Raw genomic sequence first — 11,063 nt, 5'->3', positions numbered from 1 at the left:
ATTTTACTACTTAGCGTATTTTCATCCCGAACTCTGATAAGTTCAGCTTATGAATAAAGCGATCCTCATAACCCTTACCTTGTCACTCTTGTCATGCCGACAAAGTAAGACCATTATTGAAGACAATACTTTCAATATTCCTCAAAATGAGAATCCTTCTTCGGCCCTAAAAGTAACTCAACTTGATCCAAGTGAAGCTTATTATGGTGCTGATTTTAATGATCTCGAGAATAAAACTCTCAATGAAAAAACCCTCATAAAGAAACTCGTGACGATTCTTAATGGAATCCACCAACGAACGACATCTGAAGATAAGATTGTTCAATCATGTCCGGCCAATGAAAAATGCTATAAGTATAATCCATATACCTATAGAGATGTGAGAAAGTTCCTCTTTGGAAAACTTTATCTAAAAACGATTAATGGTGAATATACTGTGACTGATACTTACTGCGATCATGTCATTAAGAATAAAGATAAGGTGAATGGACAAGACGTTGTTCTAGGTCCTGATTTCTATCCAAGTGGAAGTATCATCAATACTGAACACTTATGGCCACAATCTCGCTTCCATCAATTTAAAAATGAAGCGGCAAAGAATTATACAGATAATGATAAAAAGAATGACTTACACCATTTGATGCCAACAGATCCAGAGGTTAATTCTATTCGTGCGGCCTTCCCTTTTGGAGAAGTAGAAAGCTCTGAAACGCCTTTAACTTGCCAAAGCTCAGTCATGGGAAAGGCCGAAGGTGCTAAATACAGTACTAAAGATGATAGTTTCTTTGAACCGCCACAGAGAATAAAGGGTGATATTGCAAGGGCCTTAATGTATATGTCCATTCGATATGAAATGTATATTAACGACAAGCAAGAGAGCTTTCTTCGTCAATGGCACAAGGCCGATCCTGTTGACCAGGATGAAGCTCGACGCAATAATCTTATTCATAAATACCAAGGGACAAGAAATCCATTTATAGATTTCCCTCACCTCGTTGACTCAATATCTGACTTTTAAGTGAAAACCCGCCTACCCTAGAAATCAACAACATCAATGTCACTGACCCAAGATAGACGGGGGGACGACAATATATATTAGCGCATCGGGGTATCGGAGAGATACGCTAATGGGATTTAAATTTTCTTAGCGACTTTTAACTTTTGAATAATCTTATCAAAGTGTTGAATTGGATAAGCCCCTCTAACAGGTACCCCTTCAACAAGAAAGCCAGGTGTTCCAGAGAAACCATTCTTTGCCGCTTCCTTTTCATCTTCTTTTATTCGATCGTTAACTTCTTTTGATGAAACAAGTTTCTTTACCTTTTTAAGATCAAGTCCTAATTCTTTTGTGACCTTATCAAAGTAACTTGCCCCATGGCGGATTTTGTTTTGCTCAGTCAGGATTCTATCGTGAAAGGCAAAGGCCTTTTCTTTACCCACAATTCTAATGGCCTCATAATACTGAGAGGCAAGCCTCGCCTGTGGGTGAATATTGTCAATAGGAAGGTGTTTATAGACAAATGAGACCTGCCCCTCATATTTCTTTAATATTTCTTTAATCGTTTGCATCCCTCTTGCACAGAATGGACACTGAAAATCAGAATATTCAACAATAGTGATTTTTCCATCTTTCGTTCCACGTACTAACTCATCTTTACGAAGAGAATAAGGAAGAGGTTTTTGAATATACTCGTTAATTTCATTTTCTAGATTTTGTTCTTGTTTAGCAGCGGCATTCTTACGAGCTTCCATGGCCATATCTCTTAAGGCCGTCATAAATTTTTCAGGGTTCTTCTTTATTGTATTAGTGATAATTTCAGGGTTCTCTTCTAAGGTTTGCTCTAGTTTCGATTTAAAGTTCTTATCAGATGTACATGAAGTTAATACTAAAATTGATGTGGTGATAAATAATGTCTTCTTCATAACGGGCTCTTTCCTTTGGCTCTGTTTATTTGTCTTAACTGACCCATCGGTAGAAGAATGCCAGAAAAGAACCCGTCTTGTGTGAAGCTTTTGTCAATTCTCAGTAAACTTTAAGCTCTAAGCTTATATCCAATACCTCGAACTGTTTCAATCAAACTATCTTCAAGCTTTGTCTAAGTTGTAACACGTGCGTGTCAACTGTTCGAGTTGAAGGGTAACAATCATAACCCCAAACTTTATTCAAGATTTCATCTCTTGAAAGAGCTCGATTTGGATTCTCGGCCAATAACTTGAGAAAATCAAATTCCATCTTAGTTAACTCAACCAGTGAATCATTCCAAAACGCCTCTCTGGTATCGAGATTTAGCTTGAGCTTATTAATTTCAACAAGGCCTTTCACCGCAACACCTTGATGACCAGTACTTTCTTTTTGTCTTAACTGAACACGAATTCTTGCCAGTAACTCTCTTGGCTCAAATGGTTTTGTGACATAGTCATTAGCACCACTTTCTAGACCGACAACTTTATCGATAAGATCCGTTTTTGCAGTAAGCATAATAATTGGTATAAGATTTTCAGCTTTTCTCAACTCTTTTAGGAAATCGATTCCTTGTCCATCAGGCAGCATCCAATCTTGGATGATCAGTGTTGTTTCGCTAATATCTTGGGCCTTGGCCTCTTCAAGAGACTTTGCCCATGTCACATCAAAACCTTCCATCTTTAAAAAGTCATGAATACTTTGTCCTAAGTTCTGATCATCTTCTACAAGTAAAATCTTTTCCACAATTATTCCTTATTAGGTAGTTTTAAAGTGAAAGTCGTCGGTTCATTACTAAAACTTAAAGACCCGCCCCACTCTTTAATAACATTATTAACAATACTTAAACCAAGCCCTGAACCAGAACTTTTATTTCCTTTTGAAAACTCTTCAGTTAATTGTTCAAAACTCATCTCCGCTTTTCCTGTGTCTTGAACTCTTACCATCAGATTATTCTTTTGCTTCCACACGCTTACCTTCACCGGAGGAGTCCCATGAATATAGGCATTTTCGACAAGGTTCTTTAAGATAATTTGGAACCAATAGATATCTACTGAGAACTCTCCAATCTCATCTTTAAAGTCAATTTCAATATCATGACCGTGCCTCTCTCCAATTGGAAAGGCTATATCATAAACTAAGTCCTCAATTGAAGGGACCTTCTCAAATTGAAAATTAACAAGACCCTTACGCGATGATCCCTGTAGATAGTGCTTACTCTTTTCCGTCAATCTTTGTAATCGATAGATCTCAGCAGACATTCTTAATAGATCTTCCTGTGTCTTATCATCAAAGCTTGCAATATTTCGATTAATATTATCCATCGTTAAAAGAGTGATGCCACGGGAGTTCTAAACTCGTGAGTTAGAACCTGGGAGTGCCATTTTTTCTTCTCTTATCTTCAATCTTATTCCTGTTTTAAATCTTAAGAAAAGAGCAGCCACAGAATCAGAGTAAATATAAAAACAACTCCCCCAAAGGAAACCACTGTTGAGAAGTTGATCATTTGGAATAAGTGACTCACATTATAACGCCAACAAATTGGACCGTCTCTATACAGACAGCGCTTACCTGGATGATAACGTGAGATATGAAAAGGAGTTTGCTCAAGAAAATTATTTAGATCATCTCTTAAATAGAAGCGATACTCCATAATATCAAAACTCTTTGGGTATTTAATCTTAGCAAGAAGAAAGTCCTTTGTAAGAATCGTTCCCTCTCTATTAATCAAATCCACAAGACTCTTCTCATCAAGACTTGCCAAGATCCCATAGATTCCACCGAGACCACCCTGCTCTCTTTGAATCTGATGAAGCTCTTTTAAGTGAAAATATCCAAGATTGTCGCGAATCCATTTTACCGAAGGTGTCTTATCTCGCTCCATTGATCTTCGATATAAGAGATAAGCATATGAACTTCCCGAAGGGTGCATATAAGGAGGTTTCTTAATAAACCAAAAAGGAATCTCGAGTCTCTTGCCACAACGCAATTGATCCCATATCAACTTCTTCGAGTAATTTCGAAGCGGAGATTGAACGAATTGTTTCTCGTCACAATCCTCACGAGAAGAGAGGACCTTATCATTGAAGCTATTAATGGCCAGTGAAGGATTAAGGAGTTGCATCTGCTCTTTTGAATAGTAGAGAGAGGTAAAGTTCACAATGGCATAGGGAGTAACATTCTTTTGAAACGACAGCTTTAACTTAGCAATTTCATAGAGATCAGAATTTGAGGCCGCACCGGGACCCTGGAACTTAAGTAAGTACCTTCCTGAGTAAAATGCCAAAATAAGGGCCGTAAATATTAGAATTATATATGGTCGCATCCTTGATACATCCTAGTATTTTTCATGATTTATTGTGTCTTTCCATTGTCCTTTTTCTGTCAAATACTTGTCAATTTTATCTGCCCTTTTTGCAGTGAATCATCGTTTACAATGAGTCCTCTGGGCCGTATATTTCCGTAAAATCTTTAACTTAGGACAATTTATGCTTATTCTTGGGATCGACCTAGAAGGAATCAACGAAAATTTAGTAGAAAACGGAGTGAACCTACAAGTTGACCGTGTCACTGAAATTGGTGCTGTTCTGTGGGATACAAGAATTAATGCTCCTATTAAGATTTTTAGCGAGCTCGTAAAGGAAAGAGATAAGCTGCCACTAACTGAAGAAGTTATCGAACTAACGGGTATTGATGAGCAACTCCTTGATGATCACGGGCTAGTAGGTGAAGAAATCAAACTTGCTCTACAGCGTCTTGCACTTATCATGAAAAAGGCCGACTACCTAATGGCCCATAATGGTGAGAAGTATGACAGGCCAATGCTTGCTGAAATGTATAAGAGATATGGACTTGAGATGCCTAATAAAATTTGGATTGATACTCAAAATGATATTGAGTACCCAAGAAGAATCTCGCATAAGAGTATGGCGGCCCTTGAGCATGCCCATGGCTTTATCAACCCATTTCCACATAGAGCTGTGACTGATGTCCTCTCAATGTTAAAGATTGCTTCTCACTACGACTACAAGAGAATGGCACTTCTGGCTTCATCTCCTAAGGTCAAAATTGTTGCAACACTTCGCGCTCCGAATTGGAAAGACAAAGGGCAAGTTGAGAAATTCAACAAGGTTAAGAGCAAAGTAAGTCGTGCAAGATTTCAGTGGGACCCATCGTCAAAGGAATGGTCTAAGATTGTTCATAAGGTCTTAATTGATGAGGGTAGACTCAACTTTGAATTTGACTGGCGCCTGGCCTAATCCTCTGCCATGGAAAAGATAAGAAGGTATTGTCCACAGAGAGATTTTCCGCCCTACGCTTTTACCCCAGGGCTTAATCCTCACCCTCTAAAAGAAGGGGGACATATGAGTGCAACCGGTGAACCAGAGTGCCCTATTTTGCACTCAGAAAGTTTTCACACACATGATGATTATCTCTACGCTATTGACCTCATAAATTATGAGTACTTCTGGGAGGCCCATGCCTATCTTGAGGCCATCTGGAATGCCTCGGGCAGAACAACTCAAGAAGCAGTTCTTTGTAAGTCATTAATTAAAATTGCGGCTGCCGGTGTGAAGTTGAGAATGAATCAACTAGAACCTGCTAAGAATCACTATATCCGCTGTATTGAATTAGTAGAAGACCTCGAAAAGATTGTCTGCGGGGTGACTGTCGAAGTTGTCAAAAAAGATCTCTCAGTCGCGATTTCTCATATGTTCAGCAAATCTTCTGAAGGCCTGCCAAAGATAGTGATCGAACTCGGGCTCTAATTTCATATCATTCATGGCCTCACGCATACACAATAGCCATTGATCTCTTTCTAGGGTTCCAATAGCAAAGGGAAAGTGCCTCTTTCTCATGCGAGGGTGCCCATATTTTTGAATATACAGTGAAGGTCCGCCTAGCCATCCAGAGAGGAACATTTTAAGTTTCTGTGCAGCGGAATCGAGACTCTTGCCATGAAGATCACGGCACTGCTTGGCAGAATCAAGTGTGTCCATGTGGTGATAAAAACGAGTCACAAGTGTCTCGATCCCCTTCTCACCTCCAATTTTATCGTATGGTAGGTCCTGAGTGAGCTCTGATTTCTCTTCAGTAGCGCCCTTAATAACTTTCTTGATTCCAGTTGAAATATTCTGTCCTAACTTCTTAAACATAAATGGAACATAGCATAGAAAATAAAGAAGGGGGACCAAAAAGTCCCCCTTCATCTCACACACTTAAAATATTTGTGAACACCTAAGTATTCAACAAAAATTAATTCTTTTGATTTCTTAGAAGTGCATTGGCATCAACTCTTCCACCAACAGCATAATCTGTTAGAGAAGTGTTCTTAACAGTAGACTCAATTAGTCTTCTCTTTGCATCTTCAACAGTGATCCCTGGCTCATTCGCAAGTAGAAGTCCAAGAACACCTGAAACAATTGGTGTTGCCATAGATGTTCCAGACATCTTCTGGTATCCACCATTCTTAGTTGTTGAATAGATATTTGACCCTGGAGCAAATACGTGAACAGAAGTCTTTCCATAGTTTGAAAAGCTTGATCTATTACCTTTACCGTCCATTGCACCAACTGTAATAACATTTTCTACATCGTAGTTTGCTGGGTAAGTTGGTCTGGCATCATTATCACTTCTTGAGTTTCCTGCAGCAGCAACAAATAGAATCCCTGCATCTTTAGCAGCAACAATCGCCTCTTTTAGCGCTTCAGATCTTTCTCCTCCACCCCAAGAGTTTGACATAATATGGGCCCCATTCTTAATTGCATATTCAATTGAAGAGATCGCATCAATTGTTTCTCCTGATCCACGATCAGTTAAGAATTTAATACCCATCATTTTAACATTGGCCATAACTCCCATAACACCTGTTCCGTTATGAGAAGCTCCAATATTTCCAGCACAGTGAGTTCCGTGAGAGTGACCGTCCATTGGATCACCATCTTTATTGGCAAAGTCGTATCCGTAGATATCATCTACATATCCATTACCGTCATCATCAACGCCTTCGATACCATTTTTCTCAGCATCGTTAACCCACATATTCTCTTTTAGATCTGGGTGAGTATGATCAACACCTGTATCAATAACAGCAACTACGATTTCATTTGAACCTTTAGTGATTTCCCATGCTTTAACAGCATTGACATCCTCACCTTCTTTTCCTCTTGAGAACCAACCACCTGAGTTACGTCCATCATTTAGAAGTCCCCACTGCTTAGAGAAACCTGTATCCATATTTGTTTCTTTTTCAGTATGAACTGTTGAATCAAGAGTCACAATCCAGTTCTTCTCAACATATTCAACATTCGGATCAGATTTAAGAAATCCAAGTGACTTATTGTCAAGATCTTGACCTTTAATAACGGCATAGCTACCAAAGCTTGTCGTTACGCTTTTAACGTCACCCATATTTTTCATGATAGGAAGTGATTCCGCACCATTTTTAAGTTTAACAATATACCCATTGAAGTTTTGAGCAAAAACTGAAGCAGAGCAAAGTACTGCTAGTGATAAGAACATCTTTTTCATAATAATCATCCTTGATTAATTTATAACTTTCGATTTTTTGATTTTAAAATCTTCCCAAGGAAAAAATAAAAGGTAAATTATTAAATTCAGGTGTAAGTTTTTGATTGATTAACCGAGAAAAAACATCTGTTAAGATTTCACAGCTTTATTTTTAAAGCTTTGACAAAGATAGGGCCAAGCATCAGAATTTAGCCATGGAAAAAAAGAAAAAAGATAATGGTTTTTTAAACCTGCTCATGAATGTTGTTATTCCAAGTGTTATCCTTGTTAAATTTAGCTCTGACAAACACCTTGGCCAAGTTTACTCACTTATTATAGCTCTTGCCTTCCCTCTAAGCTACGGGCTCTATGACTATATAAAGGAGAAGAAGTTTAACTTTATTTCTGCTCTTGGTTTATTCAGTGTTCTTTTAACTGGAGGAATTGGTCTATTCAAGCTGGACAGAAATTGGATGATAGTAAAAGAGACGGCCATTCCGGCCATCATCGGTATCATTGTCCTTGGTTCACAAAAAACGAAGTATCCTCTCTTTAGGACGATACTGGCCCAGATCTTTGATCTTGAAAAAATCGACGCTGAATTTGAAAAGACTGGTCATGCCGATTATTTCGAGAAGAAGATTAATCTCTCTGGTATCTGGCTAGGCTTCACATTCTTTATCTCGGCCATTTTAAATTATGTCCTAGCGGTCATGATTCTCAAAGGAGAGCCAGGCTCGGTAGAGTTTAATGAGAGCTTAGGAAAAATGACGGCCTTAAGTTTTCCGGTCATCTCTGTGCCAATGCTCATTATGTTTGGAATCATCATTTATATTCTCATTAACGCGATTAAGAAACATACGTCTTTGGAACTAGACGATATTGTAAAACAATAAGGTAACACGATGAAATTTAATAAACTCGGTACGACTGATATAGATGTTAGTGTTATTTGTCTTGGGACAATGACATGGGGAGTACAAAATACAGAAGCACAGGCCCATGAACAACTCGACTTCGCTCTCGATCATGGAGTCAACTTTATCGATACGGCCGAGATGTATCCTGTTCCTCCAACACAAGAAACCTATACGAAAACAGAACAAATTATTGGACGCTGGGATAAGCTTCAAAGCCAGAGGGATAAGATTATTCTAGCAACTAAGATTGCTGGTCCCTCTGAGGCAATGGCGTATATTCGTCACGGAAAGAATAGACTCGACCGAGAAAATATCATTCAGGCCTGTGAAGATAGTTTAAAGAGACTGAATGTAGACTATATAGATCTCTATCAACTCCATTGGCCAAACAGAGTCACTAACTACTTTGGAAATCTTGGCTTTGAATACAATAAAAATGAAGACTTCATCCCACTAGATGAGAGCCTTAGGGCCCTTGAAGAACTTCACAAGGCCGGAAAGATTAAACATATTGGACTTTCAAATGAAACACCTTGGGGATTTATGAAGTTCCTCGAGATTGCTAAGAATGAAAACCTTCCCAGAGTGGCCAGTGTACAAAACCCATACTCTCTTTTAAATAGAACCTATGAAATTGGAATGGCAGAAATCTCTGTTAGAGAAAGGGCCGGTCTTTTGGCCTACTCTCCACTTGGTTTTGGAGTGCTCTCAGGTAAGTATCTTGAAGGAAAAAAACCTGAGAATGCACGACTAACACTCTTTGACAGATTTGTTAGATACTCCTCTACTAAAGCCATCAAGGCCACTGAGAAGTACTGCCAACTTGCTAAAGACCATGGTCTAAGCCCAGCTCAAATGTCTCTGGCATTTGTTAATCAAAGAGAGTTCGTCACAAGTAATATTATCGGTGCAACGACAATGGAGCAGCTTAAAGAGAATATTGAGAGCGTCCAGGTAGAACTCAGTCCAGAGCTCTTAAATGGTATTCAGGCCATCCACGACGAAATCACAAATCCTTGTCCATAACCTAGAATCGCGCTCGGCAATTTTTGCCGAGCACTGTCTCAGTGCATATAAACAGAAGCTTTTTTGTTAAAATGATCGAGTAGGTCCTTAGGAGGGCAATATTATGATGGATAAGTTTCTAAAAAAACGTACTGAAACAAATGTTAATCCACTGTCTAAACTCTTTTATGAACTCGAAAGCTATGATGAGTCCCCATTTAAAATGGCCATGGCTTCTTATGAGGCCATTAGGAACGAGGCGAAAACTGGAGAGGAACTCTTTTACTATCTTATTGAAGATGCCATGTTCACTTCCCTCTACGCAACTTTCTACGAACAACTTCTCATGGCCATTGGTCAAAATCCTGAATATGCTGTTCAGTTAATCGAGAAGTTCTCTGACGATTCGGAAGAAAGAGAGAGAATCATTGCCTCCCAAGCTCAGAACCATTTCTCATTCATTGAGAATTTTGGAATGTGCGATGGATGCAACTGTTGTGAGAATCATACTGATGTCGCAGAGCTTATTGCTCCTTATCAAAAAGGTGATATCGACTTCTTTACTGAGCTCTATATCGGAATGCAGACAATTCAGTTTGCCATGGAATATCTCATCTATGATGCGATTCCAAATGACCAAGAGTTGGTCTCGGCGCTAAATCTTAGCAATATTCAGGAATGGCGCCAACAAATTTACAATTATGCACAATTAAGAGCGAGCGAGGTGTAAACCTCGCTTTTTTTACATTTCTAATTAAATCTAACATTTCTTGAGTCTCATCTCATCCCCCTTTAAAATAAACCTATATACTTTAAATACCTACTAAAGGGGTTATGATGAAAACAATTGCGAAAACAATTTTGGCCTTATCAATTATGGGCCCACAAGTATTCGCTGCCGGTCTAGCTGGTGGAGAAAACTATCAAGCAAATTACATTCAAGGTGATATCTCAATCAGATGTAGCTCTGGAGGACAAACAGATTATAGAACTCACAGATGTTATGGATCTTACCTCTCACCAGAGTCATGGTCTAAGTTTGTTGATGACTCAGGAGTTAAATGCAGATAAAGTAAAACTAGACTTTTAGAGATCATAGAGATAAGAAGAGAACGAAGTCATCTTCTTTTAGCGCTTCAAAAGGTGAAAGTAAGAAATCATTCAACCTTTGGATTAGAACACTCACACAAAGACCACTTCTTAAGTCTGGTGAAAATACAATTTCATACTCTTTAACAAAGAGTGGAAGTGAAGTTGCAAATGGATCATTTGTCGTTAATGTTGAAGATCAACCAGTGAGATATTGTCAGTACAGATCATATTATTCAAATAATATGGATGACTGTCGTTTCCCTTCAAATGTTTGTAATCAATATTTCAGAGAACAAAACGCTTGTAGATAAAAGAAGAGGCCCTTTTAAAGGGCCTTTTTTATTTCTTATAACGAAAGTAGATCTTTAGAAAATCTCTTGGGACCATTAAGAAGTCAATCCACTTTATCTTCGATTGCTCTATATCAGTCCACTTCGATAGTGGCATCTCATAGACTTGCTTATAAAACTCTTTAATTCCAAAGTAATCTTTTAAACGATAGAAGATCTCAACGTCAAACATCCATTTGGTAGAAAACTCTTTCTCGAAAAGAACTGGCACTAAGTCTTTTTTAA

Annotated in this window: 13 protein-coding genes and 1 pseudogene; 7 read left to right on the top strand and 7 right to left on the bottom strand. The window is 38.5% G+C overall.

Going from position 1 to position 11,063, the window contains the following annotated elements; all coding sequences use genetic code 11:
* Positions 1 to 49: 49 nt before the first annotated feature.
* Entirely contained in the window at positions 50 to 1,018 is a 969-nt protein-coding gene (locus M901_RS16230; protein ID WP_021276915.1) for an endonuclease I family protein, read from the top strand.
* A 116-nt stretch (positions 1,019 to 1,134) separates the two neighbouring features.
* Here the strand turns inward: M901_RS16230 and M901_RS04070 are convergent, their stop codons facing one another.
* The 4 genes from M901_RS04070 to M901_RS04055 form a co-directional block, all read right to left on the bottom strand.
* Entirely contained in the window at positions 1,135 to 1,923 is a 789-nt protein-coding gene (locus M901_RS04070) for a thioredoxin domain-containing protein (RefSeq protein WP_021276907.1), read from the bottom strand.
* 151 nt (positions 1,924 to 2,074) lie between these two features.
* Positions 2,075 to 2,707 carry a response regulator transcription factor gene (locus M901_RS04065; protein ID WP_021276910.1) on the bottom strand — a complete coding sequence of 211 codons (633 nt, stop codon included), beginning with the start codon at positions 2,705 to 2,707 and terminating at the stop codon, positions 2,075 to 2,077.
* A gap of 2 nt (positions 2,708 to 2,709) precedes the next feature.
* Positions 2,710 to 3,285 carry a HAMP domain-containing sensor histidine kinase gene (locus tag M901_RS04060; protein ID WP_021276916.1) on the bottom strand — a complete coding sequence of 192 codons (576 nt, stop codon included), beginning with the start codon at positions 3,283 to 3,285 and terminating at the stop codon, positions 2,710 to 2,712.
* A 101-nt stretch (positions 3,286 to 3,386) separates the two neighbouring features.
* Positions 3,387 to 4,286 carry a DUF3404 domain-containing protein gene (locus M901_RS04055; RefSeq protein ID WP_021276914.1) on the bottom strand — a complete coding sequence of 300 codons (900 nt, stop codon included), beginning with the start codon at positions 4,284 to 4,286 and terminating at the stop codon, positions 3,387 to 3,389.
* Positions 4,287 to 4,449: 163 nt separating this feature from the next.
* Here M901_RS04055 and M901_RS04050 point away from each other — a divergent pair, with 163 nt between their 5' ends.
* Positions 4,450 to 5,220: a 3'-5' exonuclease gene (locus M901_RS04050; protein WP_021276909.1), complete on the top strand. Its 771-nt coding sequence runs from the start codon at positions 4,450 to 4,452 to the stop codon at positions 5,218 to 5,220.
* A 105-nt stretch (positions 5,221 to 5,325) separates the two neighbouring features.
* Positions 5,326 to 5,730, top strand: coding sequence for a DUF309 domain-containing protein (locus M901_RS16960; protein WP_157679817.1), 405 nt, complete (start codon positions 5,326 to 5,328; stop codon positions 5,728 to 5,730).
* On the opposite strand, the gene M901_RS04045 is transcribed toward M901_RS16960, so the two are convergent.
* Both M901_RS04045 and M901_RS04040 read right to left on the bottom strand, forming a co-directional pair.
* Entirely contained in the window at positions 5,656 to 6,117 is a 462-nt protein-coding gene (locus M901_RS04045) for a group II truncated hemoglobin (protein WP_081653343.1), read from the bottom strand. The genes M901_RS16960 and M901_RS04045 overlap by 75 nt on opposite strands.
* A gap of 100 nt (positions 6,118 to 6,217) precedes the next feature.
* Entirely contained in the window at positions 6,218 to 7,492 is a 1,275-nt protein-coding gene (locus M901_RS04040; protein ID WP_021276908.1) for a S8 family peptidase, read from the bottom strand.
* 194 nt (positions 7,493 to 7,686) lie between these two features.
* Here M901_RS04040 and M901_RS04035 point away from each other — a divergent pair, with 194 nt between their 5' ends.
* The 4 genes from M901_RS04035 to M901_RS04020 all read left to right on the top strand — a co-directional run bounded on the left by M901_RS04035 (position 7,687) and on the right by M901_RS04020 (position 10,467).
* A complete protein-coding gene (locus M901_RS04035; protein WP_021276906.1) occupies positions 7,687 to 8,367 on the top strand; it encodes a VC0807 family protein in 681 nt (226 codons plus the stop codon).
* 9 nt (positions 8,368 to 8,376) lie between these two features.
* Positions 8,377 to 9,417 carry an NADP(H)-dependent aldo-keto reductase gene (locus tag M901_RS04030; RefSeq protein WP_021276917.1) on the top strand — a complete coding sequence of 347 codons (1,041 nt, stop codon included), beginning with the start codon at positions 8,377 to 8,379 and terminating at the stop codon, positions 9,415 to 9,417.
* 106 nt (positions 9,418 to 9,523) lie between these two features.
* A complete protein-coding gene (locus M901_RS04025) occupies positions 9,524 to 10,126 on the top strand; it encodes a hypothetical protein (protein ID WP_157679815.1) in 603 nt (200 codons plus the stop codon).
* 107 nt (positions 10,127 to 10,233) lie between these two features.
* The gene (locus tag M901_RS04020) at positions 10,234 to 10,467 is read left to right on the top strand and encodes a hypothetical protein (RefSeq protein WP_021276913.1); all 234 of its coding nucleotides are present in this window, start codon (positions 10,234 to 10,236) and stop codon (positions 10,465 to 10,467) included.
* 360 nt (positions 10,468 to 10,827) lie between these two features.
* Here the strand turns inward: M901_RS04020 and M901_RS04015 are convergent.
* Positions 10,828 to 11,063: pseudogene (locus tag M901_RS04015) on the bottom strand (hypothetical protein); the annotation flags it as partial.

This window comes from Bacteriovorax sp. DB6_IX (genome assembly GCF_000447775.1).
GTDB lineage: Bacteria > Bdellovibrionota > Bacteriovoracia > Bacteriovoracales > Bacteriovoracaceae > Halobacteriovorax_A.
Note: the sequence above shows the minus strand (reverse complement) of the source record. Positions and strands in the feature narration are given on the sequence as shown.